Annotated in this window: 16 protein-coding genes; 4 read left to right on the forward strand and 12 right to left on the reverse strand. The window is 72.6% G+C overall.

Features of this window, described 5'->3' with window-relative positions:
• Positions 1-98 precede the first annotated feature (98 nt).
• Complete coding sequence (locus ACRX5S_RS37225; RefSeq protein ID WP_436777678.1) at positions 99-1,169, forward strand: hypothetical protein; 1,071 nt, start codon at positions 99-101, stop codon at positions 1,167-1,169.
• Between the two features lie 3 nt (positions 1,170-1,172).
• On the opposite strand, the gene ACRX5S_RS37230 is transcribed toward ACRX5S_RS37225, so the two are convergent.
• The 6 genes from ACRX5S_RS37230 to eccB all read right to left on the reverse strand — a co-directional run bounded on the left by ACRX5S_RS37230 (position 1,173) and on the right by eccB (position 7,278).
• Positions 1,173-2,510, reverse strand: a complete 1,338-nt coding sequence (locus ACRX5S_RS37230; RefSeq protein WP_436777679.1) for a GH1 family beta-glucosidase — start codon at positions 2,508-2,510, stop codon at positions 1,173-1,175.
• 86 nt (positions 2,511-2,596) lie between these two features.
• A complete protein-coding gene (locus tag ACRX5S_RS37235) occupies positions 2,597-3,328 on the reverse strand; it encodes a hypothetical protein (protein WP_436777680.1) in 732 nt (243 codons plus the stop codon).
• A 67-nt stretch (positions 3,329-3,395) separates the two neighbouring features.
• Entirely contained in the window at positions 3,396-4,643 is a 1,248-nt protein-coding gene (gene mycP, locus ACRX5S_RS37240) for a type VII secretion-associated serine protease mycosin (protein WP_436777681.1), read from the reverse strand.
• Between the two features lie 141 nt (positions 4,644-4,784).
• Entirely contained in the window at positions 4,785-5,075 is a 291-nt protein-coding gene (locus ACRX5S_RS37245; protein ID WP_436777682.1) for a WXG100 family type VII secretion target, read from the reverse strand.
• 178 nt (positions 5,076-5,253) lie between these two features.
• Entirely contained in the window at positions 5,254-5,565 is a 312-nt protein-coding gene (locus tag ACRX5S_RS37250; RefSeq protein ID WP_436777683.1) for a WXG100 family type VII secretion target, read from the reverse strand.
• A 210-nt stretch (positions 5,566-5,775) separates the two neighbouring features.
• A complete protein-coding gene (eccB, locus tag ACRX5S_RS37255; RefSeq protein ID WP_436777684.1) occupies positions 5,776-7,278 on the reverse strand; it encodes a type VII secretion protein EccB in 1,503 nt (500 codons plus the stop codon).
• A 380-nt stretch (positions 7,279-7,658) separates the two neighbouring features.
• Here eccB and eccE point away from each other — a divergent pair, with 380 nt between their 5' ends.
• The 3 genes from eccE to ACRX5S_RS37270 all read left to right on the forward strand — a co-directional run bounded on the left by eccE (position 7,659) and on the right by ACRX5S_RS37270 (position 13,557).
• The gene (eccE, locus tag ACRX5S_RS37260; protein WP_436777685.1) at positions 7,659-8,846 is read left to right on the forward strand and encodes a type VII secretion protein EccE; all 1,188 of its coding nucleotides are present in this window, start codon (positions 7,659-7,661) and stop codon (positions 8,844-8,846) included.
• Positions 8,846-9,544: a hypothetical protein gene (locus ACRX5S_RS37265; RefSeq protein ID WP_436777686.1), complete on the forward strand. Its 699-nt coding sequence runs from the start codon at positions 8,846-8,848 to the stop codon at positions 9,542-9,544. Before eccE ends, ACRX5S_RS37265 begins: the two co-directional genes overlap by 1 nt.
• A gap of 158 nt (positions 9,545-9,702) precedes the next feature.
• On the forward strand, positions 9,703-13,557 hold the full coding sequence (locus ACRX5S_RS37270; RefSeq protein ID WP_436777687.1) for an AAA family ATPase: 3,855 nt from the start codon (positions 9,703-9,705) through the stop codon (positions 13,555-13,557).
• Positions 13,558-13,675: 118 nt separating this feature from the next.
• On the opposite strand, the gene ACRX5S_RS37275 is transcribed toward ACRX5S_RS37270, so the two are convergent.
• From ACRX5S_RS37275 to infB, 6 genes are all read right to left on the reverse strand, one after another.
• Entirely contained in the window at positions 13,676-14,623 is a 948-nt protein-coding gene (locus ACRX5S_RS37275) for a bifunctional riboflavin kinase/FAD synthetase (protein ID WP_436777688.1), read from the reverse strand.
• A gap of 191 nt (positions 14,624-14,814) precedes the next feature.
• Positions 14,815-15,729: a tRNA pseudouridine(55) synthase TruB gene (truB, locus tag ACRX5S_RS37280; RefSeq protein WP_436777689.1), complete on the reverse strand. Its 915-nt coding sequence runs from the start codon at positions 15,727-15,729 to the stop codon at positions 14,815-14,817.
• 67 nt (positions 15,730-15,796) lie between these two features.
• Positions 15,797-16,927 carry a DHH family phosphoesterase gene (locus tag ACRX5S_RS37285; RefSeq protein WP_436777690.1) on the reverse strand — a complete coding sequence of 377 codons (1,131 nt, stop codon included), beginning with the start codon at positions 16,925-16,927 and terminating at the stop codon, positions 15,797-15,799.
• A complete protein-coding gene (rbfA, locus tag ACRX5S_RS37290; protein ID WP_358353921.1) occupies positions 16,924-17,400 on the reverse strand; it encodes a 30S ribosome-binding factor RbfA in 477 nt (158 codons plus the stop codon). The genes ACRX5S_RS37285 and rbfA overlap by 4 nt, the downstream gene beginning before the upstream one ends.
• Before the next feature lie 37 nt (positions 17,401-17,437).
• Positions 17,438-17,731: a DUF503 domain-containing protein gene (locus ACRX5S_RS37295; protein ID WP_436777691.1), complete on the reverse strand. Its 294-nt coding sequence runs from the start codon at positions 17,729-17,731 to the stop codon at positions 17,438-17,440.
• 245 nt (positions 17,732-17,976) lie between these two features.
• On the reverse strand, positions 17,977-20,715 hold a 2,739-nt coding region (gene infB / locus ACRX5S_RS37300; RefSeq protein ID WP_436777692.1), incomplete at its 5' end, for a translation initiation factor IF-2.

Raw genomic sequence — 20,715 nt, forward strand, 5'->3', positions numbered from 1 at the left:
CCGGAGGTACCCGTGCCCGAACTCGATCCACTACCCGACGCGTGGCTCAGGGCCCCGGCCACGGCCTCCGGAAGCGCGAATGCCGGGTACGAGTCCGGATGAGCGGTCGGACGCGGAGGCGGGCTGTCCTGGTGGCCGCGGCAGCCGCCGTGGTGGTGGTGGCCGCGGCGGTACTCATGGTGGCGCGACCCTGGGACGGGGAAGACGAAGCGCTGCCCGATCGGATGTGTTGGGGCTCCGTCGAGACGCGGCGGGTGCTGGGGGTGCTGGCGGAGGCTTCGTACGAGCATTCCGAGACGGCCGACCCCGTGTATCCCTCGACCGATGCGAGGTGCACGCTGCGGCTGCCCGACTCCGATCCCCGATACCGCAGTTTCGCCTTCTACACGGGACCGCTGCTGGGGCAGACCGATCCGCCGTTCCTGGAGTTCGGCGAGGGCGTCGGGTCCGGGTACCGGACGGCCGGGGCGTCCGACGAGATCATCGCCGCGGACCACCAGGCGTGGACGGTCGTTCCCCGGTGCCGCGTCGGCGACACCGACGAGGGACCGATGATCGCCACCGTGACCGCGCGGGACCGGGCCGCCGAGGCGACGCCGCCCGAGGGAGTGGACCGCGCGGACCACCTCGTCCCCGGACGCGCCGGCGCCGCACGGGAGATGGTGGGACTGCTCGCCGACATCGTCAACGGGCTGCGTGCGCAGGCAGGATGCGACGGACCGCAGTTGGTGGCCACCGAACTCCACGGCACGGTGGAGCAAATCTCCGCACCGGGCGGCGCGGGCGCCGTCTGCGGGGTCGCCGGAGTGGCTTTGGCGCAGCGTCCGGGAGCGAGTTGGGCGGTGACGACGGCACAGTCCCCGACGTGGTCCGAGTGCGTCGTCCGCACGGCGCCGAACGGCTCTGTGGTCCTGAGGTACGTGCAACTGCGCGGAGTACTGGCGAACTTGACGGAACCACCGCCGAAGGAGCGTTTCAAGCCCGACGGCGGCTCACGCGGCCACCAGACCTACATCGGCGCCACGCGGTGCGGCAGCGTCCCGGTGGTCGACACCATGCGCCTGGGTACCGGCCTTCAGGCCGCCGACGGGCGTCCGCTGGAGACGGAACGTGCTTTCCTCGCCGTCTCCGACGCCTTCGCCGAACGCGCGGGCTGTGCCGTGAAGTAGCCGTCAGCTCATTGCCGCGATGTGGGCTTGGTACCAGAGGGCGGAGGTTTTGGGGGTGCGCTTTTGGGTGGTGAAGTCGACGTGGATCAGGCCGAAGCGCTGGTGGTAGCCCTCGGCCCATTCGAAGTTGTCGAGGAGGGACCAGACGAGATAGCCGCGGACGTCGACGCCGGCGGTGCGAGCGGAGGCGACGGCGCGGATGTGAGCGTCGAGGTAGGCGATGCGCTCGGGGTCGGGGACGGTGGCGTTCGGGATGTCCGGATCGGGGGCGGGGTCCGGGTAGGCGCAGCCGTTTTCGGTGATGTAGACGGGCGGGAGGGGATAGCGGGCGTTGAGGTCGATGAGGAGTTCGGTCAGGCCCTCGGGGACGACGGGCCAGTCGAAGCCGGTGCGCGGGACGCCGGTGATGCCCGCGTCGGTGAACGGGAGGGCCGCGTCGGGGCTTTCGGGTGCGGCGATGCGCGTGGGGTTGTAGTAGTTGACGCCGAAGCCGTCGAGCGGGGCGGAGATGAGGTCGAGATCGTCTTCCGAGACTCCGGGGACCTCGGATACACCGTAGGCGGTCAGGTCGGGATAGCGGCCCAGGAACACGGGGTCGAGGAACAGCCGGTTGTGCAGGGCGTCGTAGGCGTCCGCGGCGGCGGTGTCGGCCGGATCGGCGGAGGCCGGGCGTACGGGCGTGTGGTTGTTGGTCAGCAGGATGTGGGACGCCCCGGCGGCGCGCAGTGCGGCGGTGCCGAGGCCGTGCCCGAGCAGCAGGTGGTGTGCGGCGGGGAGCGCGTCCATCAGCAACGCCTTGCCCGGGGCGTGCACGCCGAGGGCGTAGCCAAAGGCCATCTGCACGAAGGGCTCGTTGAGCGTCGTCCAGTGCGCGACGCGGTCGCCGAGCCGCGTGTGCACGATCTCGGCATAGTCGGCGAAACGGTACGCGGTGTCGCGCGCCAACCAGCCGCCCGTGTCCTCCAGTTCCTGCGGCAGGTCCCAGTGGTGCAGTGTGAGGAACGGCGTGATGCCGCGCGCGGCGAGTTCGTCGGTGAGCCGGTCGTAGAAGTCGAGGCCTTTGGTGTTCGGCCCTCCGCTGCCGCCGGGCTGCACGCGCGGCCAGGAGACGGAGAACCGGTAGGCGTTCAGGCCGAGTTCGGCCATGAGCGCGACGTCCTCGCGGTAGCGGTGGTAGTGGTCGCACGCCACCGCGCCGGTGTGGCCGTCGCGCACGCGGCCCGGCTCGGCGCAGAAGGTGTCCCAGGTGGAACGCCCGCGGCCGTCCTCGTCGACCGCCCCCTCGATCTGGTACGCGGCGGTCGCCGTGCCCCACAGGAAATCCGCGGGAAATCGCGGCATCGGCTCCATGTGCACCTCCGGTCGGTCGCCGACGCCCGGGCGCTCGCGCGTGGCCGGACACGTCGGCGAACCGGCCGGTAGGGACGCTACTTAAGGGCCTTCAGCTTGTCGATCTGCTTCGCCACCAATGCGGCGTACGGGAGTCGCCCCGGTCCTCCGGACGTGTCGGCGACCGCGAAGTCCGCGAGCGTGTCGCCGACCCGGGCGATGACGTAGTGCGCGGTGACCTCCCGGCCCTCGGCCGCGGTGACCAGCTTCACCGCAAGGGACTCCTCGCCGTAGGCAGGTGCGGCTACGCGCTCGGCGGTGTACGCGACCTTCTCGCCCGATTCCGTCCTGCCGGTGAAGGTCGCGCAGTTCGGCAGCGCCGCGAGCCCCTGGCCCAGAAGTTGCGACGCATAGCCGCGGGGGAACGACGCGAGCAGGACGACGACGGCCACCGCCTCGCCACGCGGCCCGGCGATCATCGCGCCTGCCGTGCCGATCGGCGTGTCCCCGGTCGCCTGCACGCCGAGCAGGTCCATCACCGGCCTGCACGCGGGATCGTCGGTGACGGCGGCCTCGCCCTCGGGTCGTTCGGACGGCGTGACGGTCGTGCCGTCGGTGAAATCCGCCGTGGTGACCAGGGCCGCGATGAGCTGCTCGGAGTTCGGCGGTGCGGGTGGTCCGGGGGTGCCCGACGCATCGGACGGACCGTCGCCGCACGCCGCGGCACCCGTGACCAGCAGGGCGAGGGCGATGGCCGGCCCGAGGGCGGGACCCGCCCGCCGCACGCGCCGCCAGGTGCCGGGTCGGTCGCGTCGGCGGGACGGCTGCATGGCTGACTCCCCCGGGATATGCGCGATTTCCGGCCTTCCCCGCGGATATCCCCCGGTCTCGGTGGCCTCAAGCGCTCGCGCGTCTCCTGGCGTCGCGCAGCACCACCGCGCCGCTGGTGAGCAGCAGGACCGCGGCCAGGCCGACGGCCGCCACCACGGTGGCCGTCTGCCGGTCGCGCTCCGCCCGCGTGGGTCCGAAGTCGAGCGGGTCGACGCGCACCGGCGCGGCCTGCGGCGGCAACACCGCGGTGACGGAAGGCTTCAGGCCCGGCTCGCCGGTGAAGGTGACCGCCTTGAGCGGGTCGACGACGCCCCAGCCGCTGCCGTCCTTGCTCTCCGCCTGGCCGCGCTGGGCGGTCTGCTCGATGACCGTGATGACCTGGCGCGCCTTCCAGTTGGGGTGGATGGAGCGCACGAGCGCGGCGACCGCGGACGCGTAGGGCGCGGCGTACGACGTCCCACTGCCCGAACAGTGGCCGCCCTTGGGCACGGTCGACCAGATGTCGACGCCGGGGGCGAGCACGCCGACGTACGGCTTGTTCTGCGAGAACGCCGCCCGGTCGTTGTTGCGGTCGGACGCTCCGACCGCGAGCACGCCCTCGTACATCGCCGGGTACGTGTCGAGGTTGTCCTTGTCGCCGCGGTTCCCGGCGGCGGCGACCACCACGACGTCCATGACGTCGACGGCGTAGCGGATCACCGCCTCCAGGCGCGGGTCCGGCGCCTTTCCGCCGGGACCGCTGGTCTCCTGCGAGATGTTGATGACCTTGGCGCCCTGTCCGACGGCATAGCCGATCGCGCTGATCAGCGTCTCGACGTTTCCCTTCTGGGTGTCGGTGCCGCCGTTCTGCCGGATGGGCAGGATCATGGCGTCCCGGGCGAGGCCGGTGAACTGGGTGTCGTCGCGGGGTCGCGCGGCGATGATGCCCGCGGCCATGGTGCCGTGGCTGTTCTCGTCGACCCGGCCGGCGGTGCCGACCGCGAAATCGTCCCTGCCCTGGTCGCTGAGTGCGGGCGCGAGCTGCGGATTCCCGGCGTCGACGCCGGAGTCGATGACGGCGACGAGCACGCCCTTGCCGGTCGACTTGGACCACAACTGGTCGAGCATCACCCGTTGCAGGGCCCACGGCTTGCCCTTGAGCGGAGGTGCCGGGAAGGTGCACTCGCCCTCGGCGGACAGGCGTATCTGCGCGGGCGGCAGTGCCTGACGGGCCGGGTGCGGCGAGGTGGCCGGCGCGGGCGCCGCGGCCAGCGCGCAGACCAGGGCGAGTGCGGCGGACAGCGCACCGCCGCGGTGGTGCGGGACGGTGGGCACGGTGGGTGGAGTCCTCCGGTGGACGGCGGAACGGGGCGCTACGCGGCGGCGGTGCTGCGGACCGGACGGCGTACGCCCGCACGGCAGGATGGAGGGACGGCGTTCCCGCCGTCCCTCCGCGCGGCCTTCAGCTCTGCGGGATCAGCCCCACATCTTCGCGTTCGCCGACTCCGTCTGTTGGTAGACGTCCGCCGTCTGCGTCAGCGCGGCGGCAATCTGGTCGAGCAGCGCGCACAGCGAGGTCTGCGCCTCGGTCCACTTCGCCTGCCGGACCATGTAGTCCGAGTGGGCCTGGCCTTCCCAAGTGGCGGCGACGGCGTCGACCTGGCGCTTCAGTTCGTCGAGCCGCGACTTGATGTCGCCGTTGATGGTGCGGATCTGGCCCGCGGCTTCCTGAATGGTGGCAAAAGTTACGACAATGGGCGAACCCATGGTGACTCCCCGATTTTTGTGAAGAACGAAAGGGCCGTGACGGCCAGGCGGCCGGTCGGCAGGTCGACTCGGTGCGGTCGATCCCACTCGGCGCGTTCGGCTCGGCCGGGCCCGATCTGCCCGGGCGGCGCGGCCGGGCCCGATCTGCCCGCGCGGCTCGGCGGCGCGACCGGTCCGGTCAGCCGAGCGCGGACGTGATCTGGCTGATCTGCGCCTTGTTTGCTTCCTCGGTCTGGGCGTAGTTGACCGCGCCCTTGCCCATCAGCACGCCGATGTCGTCCAGTTGCTGGTTGAGCTGCGTCAGAAGGACGTTCACCCGGTCCTGCAAGGTGTCGAACGCCCGGAAGGCGTCGCCCTGCCAGCCCGCCTGGACGAAGTCGACGATCCCGTTGAACCGGGTGATCTGGCCCTGGATCGCCGCCTGTTCGCTGTCGATCTTCTTGGCCAGCGCGTCGAGCTGTTCGGTAGTCGCCTTGAAAGAACCTGCCATGATCCACCATCCCCCATGTGTGACCGTTGGTGGGCCGACTCTAACGGTTGTTTGCCGCGCCTCCCAAGCCACGCCGTACCCCTGGTTACCCAAGCTTTACGTCGATCTTGCCCAATCCGCCTTGCGCAACGAGGACGTCATGAGTCGTGGAAATCCGACAACCGGAACCTCGGCCGCCACTAACTGACGCAACGTCAATTTCCTTGCAGGTCAAGATGTTTGCGGGTTCCGTGCGGCATCCACGCTGAGCGGGACGCTCACCGGCATCAGTTCCGTCCACGACCTCGGCACAGGTGTCGGCTCGACTCCCTTGTAGCCGAGGCGGATCTTGGCCTCGCTGTCGGCGCCCGGCGCGGGCGCCGCACCGCCGTCCCTGGGCGGATCGTTCACGATCTGGTGTCGCAGCCCCGCGTCGGTGATCAGGAAGACGATGCCGGTCTTGTCGTCGTCGCGTCCCGTCACCTCGCGGATCAGCGCGCCCGCGCCCGGCTCGACGTACACGCCGCCCATACCGTCCACCAGACGCTCGGGAAGCGCGGTCCACGCGGACTGCTGCGTCTGCGCCACGCCGCCGCTGTAGGTCCCGGTATACGTGTTGCACAGTGTCGTACGGCCCTTGTCCACCGCCGCCTCGACGCGATTGACGGTCTGCGGCAGTTCCGCGGGCCAACCCTTCTCCGCGGCGTACGGCGTGCCCTGGCTGATCGTCGCCCCCAACTCGCTCACCGCCACCGGGAACACGGTCGGCGGGCGGTCCTTGTAGACCTTGTCCCGCGCGTCCGGCCGCTCCCGCATCAGCGCGGCCACCATCGGGCTCACCGGCAGCACCGCGTCCTCGGCCACGACGTAATGCTGGCCGTTGCTCTCCGCCTGCAACACCGTGCCGACCGTGCGGAATTGCTCGGGGATGTCGATGTCCGCGCGCGTCCCGTAGTTCGGGATCGTCGGGAAGTCGATGTCCTGGCCCGGCTCCAGGGTGTCCAGCCACTCCTTGGTCACCATCTGGGGCTTGACCGCGTCGAGGGCGAGGACGGTGCGCACCTGGTTGCTGGCGATCTTGTACGCGCGCCCGTTCTGCACCACGAACGACGGCGCCTTCGCCGCATCCTCCGCCTTGTCCTCGTGCTGCTTCACGAACAGCGCCTCGGCGCCTTGCAGGACACCGGACTTCGGCGCGGCGCCGATGAACAGGCTGCGCTGCGGCTTCCCGTTGGCGTCGACGCGGTGGTCGGCGGTCACGAGCGGGCGCTCGCACACCGTCCAGGTCTTCGTCCGGCGGACCTCCTTCGCGGACGGGAGCCGGTCGGGTGCCTCCGGGATGCCCAGCGGGGCACCGTGGTCGACGCTGTTGAGGGCCTTCTCCGGGACCAGGTTCACCTTGAACTTGCCGGGGTCCAGCAGGAGTCGGCCCGAGGCGATGTTGAGGACGGGGTGCAACTTGCCTTCGAGGTAGACGTAACGGCTCGCCGAATCCCGCCCGACTATCAGGCTGCCCTTGTTCTTCCAACCCGGTGGCACACCGGGCCTGATCAGCCCGTAGACGCCGAACGCGGTGAGGATGAGCGCGCCCACGATGATGCCCGGCAGAATCGCGCGGAAGGGCCGCGGCGCCTTCTCCTCGGAGCCGCCCGCCTGCACGGGTTGCAGGAACCCGGCGACCAGGCGGCGGCGCGCGAAGTTGTACGCGTCCAGTTGTTCACGGCGCGATGCCATCGTTCTCCCCGTTTCGACGATTGGCGTGCGGCAGCGTACTCAACCATGCGGTCGGCATGCCACGCATCTTCGGCGGCGCCGAGCCCGGGGGCCGCAGGAATGCCGCGGTGTCGGTTCGCCGAAGTGCCCGCCACAGCCCGGCGCGTGGCGCACGGGCTTCCGCGCACGGCGGGGCGCCCGTACCGTACGGTGTTCCGCATCCGACGCGTTGGTCCACCGCCGCGCCGTTGCACTCAGGGGGATGTACCAAGGTGGCTGTTTCCGCACCTCCGCAATCGCGCCCGACGGCAGCGCCCGCAGTGCGGTCCGCGCCGGCATCCGGCACCACAGGACCCGCGCGCGGAAGCGCGACTCCGCACATACAGACACGTCCCGGACGCATGGGCGCGGTACTCGTCCAGCAACTGGTGGCCGTCGAACTCGCCGTGCTGTTGGTCGCGTGGCCGCTTGCGACCAACAAGAGCCTGGTGGTTCCGGGCGCCCTCGCCGCCGCGCTTCTGCTCGCCGGGACCCTCGTGCGCTACCGGGGCCGAAGGCTCGCCGTGTGGCCCGGCATCCTGCTCGGCTTCCGCAATCGCCGCAACGCCCGCGCCACCGCCCAACTCCCGCAGGGGACACCGCAGAACGGCTCCGATCCGGACCTGTCGCCGGTGCACGAGTGCCTGCCCGACCTGGCCTTCGGCACGGCGACGGACCGCACGCGGCGTCCGGTCGGCATGGCGGGCGACGGGACGTTCCTGACCGCCGTCATGCTGGTCGAGGCCCCCGACGAGCCGCTCCGCCCGCGCCGCGCACGCCGCCCACTACCGCTGGCCGCCGTGGCCCAGGCACTGCGTATCGACGACGTCGCCCTCGCGTCCGCGCAGATCGTGCAGCACAGCCAGCCCGCGCCCGCACCGCACTTGCCGCCGGAAGCCCTCGCGTCGCGCTCGTACACCGAACTGCGCGACCGCGAGAGCCTGGACGTGCCCGCGGTTCGCCGGACCTGGATCGCTCTCCGCCTGGTGCCCGAGCACTGCGCAACGGCCGTCGCCGCGCGAGGCGGCGGACTCGAAGGCGCCCAACGCACATTGCTCCGTGCCGTAAACCAACTGCGGGCGACACTTGGACAGTCCGGCCTCGACTGCCGCATCCTCGACGAACCCGCTTTGGTGCAGGCGATGTTCACCGCCTGCGGAGCCAATCCCACGGTCCGCCGCAGCGGACGCAGCGGACCCCGGACCGTCGAGACACGCCACGCCTGGCGCTGCGACGACAGGTGGCACACCACGTACTGGATCTCCCGCTGGCCGCGCCTCTCCCGCGGCAGTACGCCCGACCTCGTCGGCGCGCTCACCGGCACACCCGGACTGGCCACGACCTTCTCGCTGACCGCGGAGCAGGGCGGCGGCGGTTCGGTGGGGCTCACCGGCCACCTGCGGGTCTCGGCCCGCTCCTCGGACGAACTGGACCGGGCCGCACAGCGACTTGAGGCGCGGGCCCGCGCACTGCGCGTGGGTCTCACCCGGCTCGACTGGGAGCAGCAGCCCGGCCTGGTCGCCACTCTTCCGCTGGGAGGGCACACCTGATGATCGGCGGACTACGGGCGGCCGGGCCCCGCCTCGAACGCCACGCGCTGACGGTCGAGCAACTGGGCGCGCTGGCAATGCCGGTGAGCGACGACGGCATCGTGGTGGGCGTCGACCAGGAGCGCACACCGGCGGTTCTCGGGCTGTTCCGCCCCGAACCGTACGAAATCTCCTTCGTCGGCGGCGCCTACCTCATCCAGGTCATCGCCCTGCGCGCCGCCGCGATCGGCGCGCGCGTGGCCATCGAATCCGGGCGCCCGCATCTTTGGTCGCCCATGGCCCGGCAAGCCGGGGGCGGCCAACAGTGCGTCACCGTCCACCCCGTGGGCAGGCTCGGCCCCCAAGGCCCGTCCTCGGCCGGCCCCGTCCTGGTCATCCGCGACTGCGGCGCCCGGCCACCGCGCAACCGCCTCGCCGCGACGCCATGGCAGACGACCCTCACTCTGCTGCCCTTCCTCGACCCCCGGCTCGCGGGCCGCCTCGCCGACGCCGACCTGGTGGGACTCCAGCGCGTGTCCCCGGTCGAGGCCGACGCCGCCGCCCGCGCGCTCCGGCTCTCCGACGCGGACGGCGCGGCGCTGCCCTCCCTCGCCGACGAGCTCACGCTGTGGTGCACGGGGCGCACACGGAGGTACGTCCTGCTCACCCCGACCCAGGCCGAGGCCGCGTTCCTGGGCCCGCCGAGGCGCCTGGACTGAGGGATCTCCCGCGCTCGGCGGCCGACCCGGGACTCCGCGCCCCGGGTTGAATAGTCTGGGGCTCCCCGCGACCGAAAACGGGGACATGGCCCGGGCGGCCGGAGGCGGGACCTGGGGGCAGGACCCCGACATCCTCCGGATGATCGGAAGGACCAGCGGTGAGCAGCGAGCAGGACGGCACACACGTCGAGACCCCGACGGACGAGGAAGAGGAGTGGTCGGGCCCTGACTTCACCATGCCCTCGTGGTACGGGCAGTCCTCGGGGCACGGCTCCGTCGCGGCGATGCCCGCACCCAGCGGCGAACCGCTGCAAGGACCTCCGCCGTACGTGGGCCCGGTCGCGCCCGACGAGGTGACGGAGAGCCGGCGTCCGGACACGCCCGGCCGCTTCGGCGCCGATGCCGCTCCGCCGCTCAGTTGGACGCCGCCGGAGGTCGCGTCTCCCGCGGGGGGAGCCGCGCACGCCGCCGGACACGGACATGCGGAGAGCCAAGGCCGCGCGGAGGAGCAGGGATACGTGGCAGACCAAGGACGTCCCGAGGAACAGGCGGGCCAGGCCGGGCAGCACGAGCCGTTCGACGCGAGCGACCACCCGCAGGAACCGTCCCCCGCCCATCCGGACAACCAGGGCCCCACGCGCCTGCTGCCACGCATAACGGATGACATGCCGCCTCCCCCGGGATACCAGGGCGGGCCGCTGCCGCCCGGTGCCCCGCCGCGCCCGACCACCCCACCGGTCATTCCGCCGCAGCCGCCCGCGGTTCCCTCGTGGACGCCGCCGGGGCAGGACGGGGGGCAGGACCACTGGTACCGCTCGGGCTCGGCCCCGGCGCCGTCGCCCGCGCCCAACCCCGGGTACCAACAGCCGCAGCAAGCCCCGCAGTACGAGTCGCCGTACGGTCAGCAGGACTGGCAGCAGCAGGCACCCGGCACCTACGTCCCGCAACAGCAGCCTGCGCCGGAGGCGGGCGGGCACCCGTACGCGCCGCCGGCGCAGACGCCGTACGACCAGTACGGCGAGCCCTCGCCCCTCTACACGCCACGCCCTGACCTGAGTGCGTTCCCTCCCCCACAGCCGCACGCCGCGCGACCGCACGACGTGCAGTCCGACGATGGGCAGGCGAACGACGGGCAGTCCGACGACGAGCAGCCGCCCGCCGATTCGCCCTGGGCCGGGAACTGGACGCCGCGCGCGGAGGCCGCGGACGCCGAGCCCGAGAATGAGCCGGAGTCGACCCCCGAGCCTCCCGGTGACGACGCCCAGGACGCCGAACCGCGCCTCGGCGGGGTGAGTCTGGAACGGGAGAAGGCACCCGACGCGACGGACGTCGACCCGCACGCGTCCGCGATCGAGCCCGGACACGAGGACGCCGCCGACACCGAGGCCGCGGACCCCGAAGCCGACACGACGGACGCCGCGGAAGCGGAAGCCGACGTAGCGGAAGGCAACGTCTACACCAGCGCCGACCGCGACGCGCTCCGCGAACTCTTCAGGGACACGGAACCTGCGAGTGATGCGAGTTCGGGCGAGGCGACGGACGCGTCCGAGGCCGACTCCACGCCGGAGCCGCCGACCGAGACGTCTCCGGCCGACGAGCCCCCGTCCGACGACGAGGAGCCACCTGCGGCCGCCGAGACGGACGACAGCGCGAACGAGCCCCATTCCGGGCTGGGTTCCAACCCCGGCGCCGCGCAGCCGTGGAGCCCGCCCGCCCCCGCATCGGTGCCCGCAAGCGGTGGTACGCCCGAACACCACGCGCCCGGACCGCAGTTCGCTGCCGGTCGGCCCGGGACGGACAGCGGCGTACCCGGGGCCCAGCCGCCGCAGTACGCACAGCCCGCCGCTGCGGCAGGGCAGTTCGACCCGCAGCAGCAGGGCCCGTACGTCCCGCCGCAGGGTCCCGGCGGATCAGGTCCGGGTGTTCCGCAGTACGGGCAGCCGCCCTACCCCGGGCAGCCGATCCCGGGGCAGAACCCGCAGGCCCCTGGCGTCCCGTCCGGATCGCAGCCCGGCCAGTACGCCCCGCAGGCCCCGGGCGCCGCCCCGCAGCCGGGGTACGCACAGCAACACGGTCAGCCGCAGCAGCCCGGGTACCCGCAGAACCCCGGCGGGACGCAAGGCGCCTCCGCGGCCCCGGTCGCACCGAACGCTCCGAACGCCCCGTTCCCGCAAGGCGGTCGGGCCGAGCCCGCGCACGGCCGGCCCGGTACCGGCGGCGCCTGGCAGGCACCCGCTCAGGGAGCCCCGGCGTCGGTGCCGCCGCAGGGCGACGGCTCGGGCCCGGGCGTACCCCCGCAGGCGCAGGCACCGGCACCGGCACCGGCACAAGCGGTGCCCGACGACGCGTCGGCCGCACCGTACGGCCAAGGCCCGCTGGCGCCGCCGCAGGGCGCCCCGTTGGCCTACCCGCAGCCGGGTCAGCCTGGGCACCAGAGTCAGCCCGGGCAACCCGGCGGCCCCGGCCAGGTGGGCCAACCCGGCCACGCCCCACAACCGGGTCACCCCGAACAGCCCGGCCACCCCGGAGCGTCCGGCCGGCAAGCCCAACAACCGCAGCAAGCCCAACAACCCCAGCAGCCCCAGCAAGGCCAGCCGGCCCAACACGGACAGCCCCCGCACGCAGCCCAGCCGCAAGCGGCCCAGGCGGCCCAATCCCCCCAGGCACCGAACATGGCCTGGGGTCCCGACCCCTCCGCCGCCCCGCAGCGCACGGTCGGGGGTGCCCCGCTGGGCTACACCGCCGCTGTGGAGCTGAGTTCGGACCGCCTCCTGCGCCGCCAACCGCAGGCGAAGCGGACCGGCTCGCGCTTCCGGATCGGCGGGCGGGCCGCCGAGGCCGCCCGTGCCGAACGGCTTGCGCGCATCCGCACACCCGTCCTGGACTGCTACCGCATCGCCGTCATCAGCCTCAAGGGCGGCGTCGGCAAGACCACGACCACCACGGCCCTCGGCGCGACCCTCGCGACCGAGCGCCAGGACCGTGTGATCGCCATCGACGCCAACCCGGACGCTGGCACCCTCGGCCGCCGCGTGCGACGCGAGACGGGCGCCACGATCCGTGACCTGGTGACCGCGCTCCCGCGCCTGCACAGCTACATGGACATACGCCGCTTCACCTCGCAGGCGACCAGCGGCCTCGAAATCCTGGCCAACGACGTCGACCCGGCGGTCTCCACGACGTTCGACGACGCGGACTACCGGGCCGTGATCGACGTGCTCGGCAAGCAGTACCCGATCATCCTGACCGACTCGGGGACCGGCCTGCTCTACAGCGCGATGCGCGGAGTCCTGGACCTGGCCCACCAGTTGATCGTGATCAGCACCCCGAGCGTGGACGGCGCGACGAGCGCCAGCACCACACTCGACTGGCTGGTGGCGCACGGCTATTCGGACCTCGTCGAACGCAGCATCACCGTCATCTCCGGTGTGCGCGAGAGCGGCCGGGTCGTCAAGACCGAGGACATAGTCGCGCACTTCGAGACGCGCTGCCGCGCGGTGGTCGTCGTACCGTTCGACGAACACCTGTCGGCCGGCGCGGAGTTGGACCTGGACCTGATGCGGCCGAAGACGCGCGAGGCGTACTTCGAGCTCGCGGCGCTGGTCGCCGAGGACTTCGGCCGCACCGCGCCGACCGACGAGCCGTGGCTGCAAAACGCCTGGGCGCCCGCGCAGCAGCAGTACGCCGCCCAGGGGCAGCCGTGGCCGCAGCAGCCGTACCAGCAACAGCCTCCGCAGCAGACCCAGCAACAGGCCCAGCACCCGCAGCCCGAGCAGGGCCAACACCCGGGCCAGTACCAGGGCCAGTACCAGGGCCAGCCTTCCGGGCAGCAGCAGTACGCCCAGCCCTACCCGGCCCAGCAGCCGCCGTACGCCGGACAGCCCTGGCCGCAACAGCAGGACGCCGCACCGCAGTACCAACAACCGCAACAGCCGCAACCGCAACCAGGCCAGCCGCAGGCACCGCAACAACACGAACACCAGCAGCAGCAACAACCCCCGCAACAAGGCTGACCCACAGCTCGCGACACAACGAAGGGCTCCCACCATTTCCGGTGGGAGCCCTTCGCCGTGGTCCGTCGTGCGGCGGCAACGCCACCCGCATCAAAGGCAGTTACCCGCGCTCAGCGCCTCACGCAGCCGCGGAGTCGTAAGCGTCCACGAGGTCGCGAGCCCGCTTCACGTCGTCGGCCATACGCTCCAGCAGGGCGTCGATCGAGTCGAACTTCTCCATGCCGCGCAGCCAGGCCAGGAATTCGACGCTCACGTGCACGCCGTACAGATCCAGGTCGGTCCGGTCGATCGCGTACGCCTCGACCCGCCGCTCCGTCCCGTCGAACGTCGGGTTGCTGCCGACCGAGATCGCGGCCGGCAGCCGCTCGTCGTCGATGACGAGCCAGCCCGCGTACACGCCGTCGCCGGGGATCGCGGTGTAGGGCAGGGTCTCCAGATTGGCCGTGGGGTACCCGAGTTCGCGTCCGCGCTGGTCGCCGCGCACCACGACGCCCTCGACACGGTGCGGGCGGCCGAGCACTTCCCGGGCCCCGTCCACGTCGCCGTCCGCCACCAGCCCGCGCACGACGGTCGAGGAGAACACCCGGTCGCCGTCGGTGAAGAGCTCCGGCTCGACGACGGTGAAGTCGTACTGCTCCCCGAGGCGTTCGAGCAGTTCGACGTTGCCGGTGGCCTTGTGGCCGAAGCGGAAGTTGGCTCCCTCGACCACGACCTGGGCGTGCAGCGCGTCGACCAGCACCTGGCGCACGAAGTCGGACGCGTCCAGCCGCGAGAACTCCAGCGTGAAGGGCAGGATCAGCACCGCGTCGACGCCGAGATCGGCCATCAGCCGGGCGCGCCGGTGGTGAGGCGCGAGCAGCGGAGGGTGGCTGCCGGGGCGTACCACCTCACTCGGGTGCGGGTCGAATGTGACCACGACCGACGGGATTCCGCGCTCGCGGGCGATCTCCACGGCCTGGCCGATCACGCGCTGGTGCCCGCGGTGCACACCGTCGTAGGACCCGATGGTGACAACGGAACGGCCCCAATCGGATGGGACATCCTCCAAGCCACGCCAGCGCTGCACCTGACCGCTCCTTGTTCCTGTGACGGTTCCTGCGACCGTACCTGTGGCGGTTGCCCTGGGACCGCCGCCCGGGCCTTCCCTCGAAGGGAATCCCGCGGCACCGGGGACCGCCGCAGGACCAAGCCTGCCATGCGCCGACCGGCGCGCTCGATCGGGCCCGGCCTCCCGCGGGTCGCCGGGGCCGGGCCGGTTCAGCCGACGAACACCGCGATGGGCTTGGCCTGCCCCTGCTTCTCCTCCACGAGGGCCAGGAAGGCGCCGTCGGGGGCGAAGACGGCCACGGGCCCGTCCGCCGCCCCCTCGGCCTTCCCCTCGGCCTTCAGGCGGCCGCCATGGGCCACCAGGCGGGCTTCGTCGGCGGTGACGTCCCGGCGCGGGAAGGCCGCGGCCGCGGCGTCGGCGATGGGCAGCACGGAGAAGGACTCCTCCAACTGCTCCAGGGTGCGCGCGCCGTCGATCCCGTACGGGCCGACCGCGGTGCGGCGCAGCATCGTGAGGTGCCCGCCCACGCCCAGGTGCGCGCCCAGGTCCCGGGCCAGCGCGCGGATGTACGTGCCGGACGAGCACGTGACGGTGACGTCCAGGTCGACGAGGTCCGCGTCCCGCCGCATGTCGTGCACGTCGAACCGGGAGACGGTCACCGGCCGCGCGGCGAGCTCGACTTCCTCGCCCTGTCGCACGCGCGCGTAGGAGCGCTTGCCGTCGACCTTGATCGCCGACACCTTCGACGGAACCTGCATGATGGCGCCGGTCAGCCCGGCGATGCCGGCGTCCACGGCCTCGCGCGTCACCCCGCCCGCGGACGCGGTCGCGGTCACCTCGCCCTCGGCGTCGTCGGTGACGGTGGCCTGGCCGAGGCGGATCGTCGCCTCGTACGTCTTCTCCGTCAGTGCGAGGTGGCCCAGCAGGCGCGTGGCCTTCTCGATGCCGATGACCAGGACACCGGTGGCCATCGGGTCGAGGGTCCCGGCGTGGCCCACCCGCCGCGTGCCGGCGATGCGGCGCATGCGGCCGACGACGTCGTGCGAGGTGAGGCCCGCGGGCTTGTCGACGATGACGAGGCCGTCGGGGGGCGGAGGACCGGCGTTGCGGCGTGGCTTGCTCATGTGGGTTCCGGGCGGGCTTTCTACGGGACGTTCGGACGGGCAAGGGCAGGCGGTCGGGCGGTTCCGGTCAGGCCGACCCCTCGTCCCGGCGCCGCGCCTCGACGACAGCGGCCTCCAATTGCGCCCGGAAGCGGTCCATCACCGCGTCCAGCGGCTCGTCGGCGGCGGTGTACCCGGCCGCGTACGCGTGTCCGCCGCCCCCCAGCGCCGCGCACACGCCGCCCAGGTCGACGCGGCCCTTGGAACGCGCGGACACCTGGACGCGGCCCTTGTCGTCCTCCTTGAGCACCAGCGCGATTTCGGCTTCGGCGCTCTTGCGGACGACGTCGATGACGCCCTCGATCTCGTCGAGACGCACCCCGTACTCGGCCCGGTCGGCGCGCGTGACCACGGTCCACACCAGGCCCAGGCCGCCCGCCGCCGCGGGTTCGAGGCGGGCCGCGGCGAGGGCGGCGGACAGCACCTTGAGGTAGCCGAACCGGCACGTGTCCCAGATGGCGCGCGAGATGAGGTCGTGCGGAATGCCGGTGGCCAGCAGGCGAGCCGCCATCGCGTGGGTCTCGGGGGTCGTCGCGGCGTACTTGAACGACCCGGTGTCGGTGACCAGGCCGGTGTAGAGAGCGGTGGCGACCTCGGCGGTCAGAGTGCCGCCGACGCGGCGCACCAGTTCCTCGGCGAGCACCGCGGTGGCCGGGGCCGTCACGTCGATCAGGTGGTGGGTGCCGAAGCGCGTGCTGGACGCGTGGTGGTCGACGACCACGAGCGCCCGCGCGGCCTTGGCCTTGGCCTCGAGAAGGCCGAGCCGGGCGCTGGCCGCGGTGTCGAAGACGATCACCAGGTCCGGCCGGTCCGGCAGTTCGGCGGGCGGCACCAGCATGTCCAGGCCCGGCAGGAAGGTGAGCGAGGCCGGGACGACGAGCGGGTCGTCCCCGTACGACACGTGCACGTCGCGGCCCTGCGCCCGCAGCGCGAGGCCGACCGCGAGGGCCGAGCCGAGCGCGTCGCCGTCGGGGCTGATGTGGGCGAGCAGGTCGATGCGGGACGCGGTGGCCACCAGCGCGGCCACCTCGTCCCAGTCCCGTTCGCCCGGCGGTGTCGGCGGCCCCGCGGGCAGGGCGGACGGGGGCGCCGAGGCGCCGCGCTGGTCCATCGCCTTCGTGGGGCCCGGGATTCCGGCCGCCGACACCGTGGGGTTCAACGCTGCTCGTCCTCCTTCGTGGAGTCCCCGCCGTCCTCGTCGAGGTCGTCGTCCTCGGCCGGAGTGCGGTACGGGTCCGCGTCGCCGGCATAGCTGGCACCCGCAGCGGTGAAGCGTACCGCCGCATCGGCCTCCTGCGCCCTGGCAAGCAGCTCATCGATCTGGCGCGCGTTGTCCGGAACGGCGTCCGCGACGAACGCCAGGCTCGGCGTGTAGCGCACGCCGGTCTGCCGTCCGACCTCGCTGCGGAGGATGCCCTTGGCACTCTCCAGCGCCGCGGCGCTGGCCTCGCGCTCGGTCTCGTCGCCGAAAACCGTGTAGAACACCGTGGCTTCCCGCAGGTCGCCGGTCACCCGGGCGTCGGTGATGGTGACGAAGCCCAGGCGGGGGTCCTTGATCCGCCGGTCCAGCGTCTCGGCCACCACGACCTTGATGCGGTCCGCCAGTTTGCGCGCCCGCGCGGTGTCGGTCACTGATCCTCCAACTTGGGAGGGCCGTTAGGCCCGGCTATCAATCGTCCTCGCTGAACACCCTGCGGCGGGCGGACAGCAATTGCAGCTCAGGCCGCCCCGCGACCTGCCGCTCGCACTCGTCCAGCACCTCGGCGCACCGGTCCACGGTCGCGGAGACCACCGCGAGGCCGATCCGGCTGCGCCGATGTAGATCCTGATAGTCAACCTCGGCCGCGGCAACGGCATTCTTGCGCTGGAGATCCGCCAGGATCGGGCGGAGCAGCGAACGCTTCTCCTTGAGGGAGTGCACGTCGCCGAACAGCAGGTCGAGGGTGATCGTTCCTACGAACACGGGCATCACGGGCCAGGCGCCCGGGGGCCATCAGGGTGTGCCGCTCACATTTTGAACGGTTCGATGTGCAGTTGTGTTCCTTGCGTGTGTTGCGGGTGTTTCCGCACACGCGCGTGCTCCCCCACCCACGGATCCGGTCCGCATGTCGGCCGGGCGAGGACCGCGGGAGGGAGCGGTGCAACGGAGAACCCTCCGCGCCGACGATGTCGACGCGGAGGGCACCCGTTGCGGTACTGCCGGAGCCGTCAGCCCCGGGGCTTCTCGCGGATCTCGAACGTCTCGATGCGGTCGTCCACCTTGATGTCGTTGTACGACCCGAGGTTGATACCGCACTCGAAGCCCTCGCGGACCTCGGTGACGTCGTCCTTCTCGCGGCGCAGGCCCTCGATGGTGAGGTTGTCGGCGACAACCGCACCATCGCGGATGAGGCGGGCCTTCGCGTTGCGGCGCATCTGGCCGGAGGTGACCATGCAGCCCGCGATGTTGCCGAGCTTGGACGAGCGGAAGACCGCGCGGATCTCCGCCGTGCCGAGCTGGACCTCTTCGTACTCGGGCTTGAGCATGCCCTTGAGCGCGGCCTCGATCTCCTCGATGGCCTGGTAGATGACCGAGTAGTACCGGACGTCCACGCCTTCGCGCTCGGCCATGGTCCGCGCCCGGCCCTCCGGCCGGACGTTGAAGCCGATGATGATCGCGTCCGAGGCCACCGCCAGGGTGACGTTGGACTCGGTGATCGCGCCGACGCCGCGGTCGATGATCCGCAGTTCGACGTCCTCGCCGACCTCCAGGTTGAGCAGCGCGTCCTCAAGGGCCTCGACCGAACCGGACACGTCGCCCTTGAGGATGAGGTTGAGCTGCTGGACCTGGCCCTCCTTGAGCGCCCTGTCCAGGTCCTCCAGCGACACCCGCTTGTTGCGGCGGGCGAGCAGCGCGTTGCGGTTGGCCGCGGCACGCTTCTCGGCCACCTGGCGGGCGGTGCGCTCCTCCTCGACCACGAGGAAGTTGTCACCGGCGCTGGGCACCGTGGTGAGACCGAGCACCAGGACGGGACGGGCCGGACCCGCCTCCGCCACGTTGTTGCCGTTCTCGTCGAGCATCGCGCGCACGCGGCCGTACGACTCGCCGACCACGATCGCGTCGCCGACCCGCAGCGTGCCGCGCTGCACCAGGACGGTCGCGACGGAGCCGCGGCCCTTGTCCAGGTGCGCCTCGATCGCGATGCCCTGGGCCTCCTGGTCGGGGTTGGCCTTGAGCTCCAGCGCCGCGTCGGCGGTCAGGATGACCGCCTCCAGCAGCTCGTCGATGCCCATCCCCTGCTTGGCGGAGATGTCGACGAACATGGTCTCGCCGCCGTACTCCTCCGCCACCAGGCCGTACTCGGTCAGCTGGCCGCGGACCTTGGTCGGGTCCGCGCCTTCCTTGTCGATCTTGTTGACCGCGACCACGATCGGCACGTCCGCCGCCTGCGCGTGGTTCAGCGCCTCAATCGTCTGCGGCTTGACGCCGTCGTCCGCCGCGACCACGAGGATCGCGATGTCCGTCGACTTCGCACCACGGGCACGCATGGCGGTGAACGCCTCGTGGCCCGGGGTGTCGATGAGCGTGATCCTGCGCTCGTCGCCGTTGACCTCGGTGGACACCTGGTAGGCGCCGATGTGCTGGGTGATGCCGCCGGCCTCGCCCGCGACCACGTTGGTCTTGCGGATCGCGTCGAGGAGGCGGGTCTTGCCGTGGTCGACGTGGCCCATGACGGTGACGACCGGCGGACGCGGCCGCAGGTCCTCCTCGTCGCCCTCGTCCTCGCCCCATTCGAGGTCGAAGGACTCGAGCAGCTCGCGGTCCTCCTCCTCGGGGCTGACGATCTGCACGTCCCAGTCCAGCTCCACGCCGAGGTCCTTCAGGTCCTCGTCGGAGCAGGACTGCGTGGCGGTCAGCATCTTGCCCAGGTGGAACATGATCTGGACGAGCGAGCCGGGGATCGCGCCGATCTTGTCCGCGAAGTCGGTCAGCGAGGCGCCGCGCGACAGGCGGAGGACACCGCCGTTGCCGCGGGGAGCCTGCACACCGCCGATCGCGGGAGCCGACATGTTGTCGAACTCTTGGCGACGCTGGCGCTTCGACTTGCGGGCACGGCCGGGACGACCGCCCGGACGACCGAAGGCGCCCTGCGTGCCGCCGCGACCGCCGGGGCCGCCGCGACCGCCGCCGGGACGACCGGCGAAACCGCCGCCGCCACCCGGACGACCGGCACCGCCGCCGCCACCGGGACCGCCGGGACGACCGGCACCGCCGCCGCCCGGACCGGCCGGACGACCGGCGAAGCCGCCGCCGCCCGGACGACCGGCACCGCCGCCGGGACGACCGCCGGGGCCGCCGCCGGGACGGCCCGGACCGCCGCCCGGGCGCGGGCCCGGAGCCGGACGGTTGGGCATCATGCCGGGGTTGGGACGGGGGCCGCCGGGACCGCCCGAACCGCCCGGACGGGGACCGCCCGGACCGCCGGAACCACCCGGACGGGGACCGCCGGGACCACCCGGCGCCGCCGGACGCGGACCGCCGGGGCCGCCGCCCGGACCCGGGCGCTGACCGCCCGGCGCCTGCGGACGCGGCATGCCCGTGCTACCCGAGGTGAACGGGTTGTTGCCCGGACGCGGACCCGCGGGACGCGGGGCGGCCGGACGCGCGCCGGCACCGCCGGGGGCGCCGCTGCGCCCACCGGGACCGGACTGGCCGCCCGGACGCGGGCCGGACTGGCCCGGACGCGCGCCCGGACGGGCCGCGGGGGCACCGGGGGACGCGGCGGCCGGACGCGGCGCGCTCGGCGTCTGCGGGGCGCCGGACGCCGGAGCGGCACTCGGACGCGGGCCCGGACGGGCACCCGGAGTGGGCGCGCCGCCGCCGCGCTGCGCGGGACCGGGCTGGGCCGGACCCGGCTGGCCGGGACCGGGCTGCGCGCCGGGGCGCGGGGCACCGGCGGGCGTACG

Origin of the sequence: Yinghuangia sp. YIM S09857, from assembly GCF_051388915.1 — a bacterium.
Taxonomy (GTDB): domain Bacteria; phylum Actinomycetota; class Actinomycetes; order Streptomycetales; family Streptomycetaceae; genus Yinghuangia.

Coding starts and splice junctions, on each gene's coding strand:
- ACRX5S_RS37235 (WP_436777680.1), bottom strand. CDS start 3,328: ATGCAGCCGTCCCGCCGACGCGACCGACCCGGCACCTGGCGGCGCGTG.
- ACRX5S_RS37225 (WP_436777678.1), top strand. CDS start 99: ATGAGCGGTCGGACGCGGAGGCGGGCTGTCCTGGTGGCCGCGGCAGCC.
- ACRX5S_RS37265 (WP_436777686.1), top strand. CDS start 8,846: ATGATCGGCGGACTACGGGCGGCCGGGCCCCGCCTCGAACGCCACGCG.
- ACRX5S_RS37245 (WP_436777682.1), bottom strand. CDS start 5,075: ATGGGTTCGCCCATTGTCGTAACTTTTGCCACCATTCAGGAAGCCGCG.
- ACRX5S_RS37230 (WP_436777679.1), bottom strand. CDS start 2,510: ATGCCGCGATTTCCCGCGGATTTCCTGTGGGGCACGGCGACCGCCGCG.
- ACRX5S_RS37250 (WP_436777683.1), bottom strand. CDS start 5,565: ATGGCAGGTTCTTTCAAGGCGACTACCGAACAGCTCGACGCGCTGGCC.
- truB (WP_436777689.1), bottom strand. CDS start 15,729: ATGAGCAAGCCACGCCGCAACGCCGGTCCTCCGCCCCCCGACGGCCTC.
- eccB (WP_436777684.1), bottom strand. CDS start 7,278: ATGGCATCGCGCCGTGAACAACTGGACGCGTACAACTTCGCGCGCCGC.
- eccE (WP_436777685.1), top strand. CDS start 7,659: ATGGGCGCGGTACTCGTCCAGCAACTGGTGGCCGTCGAACTCGCCGTG.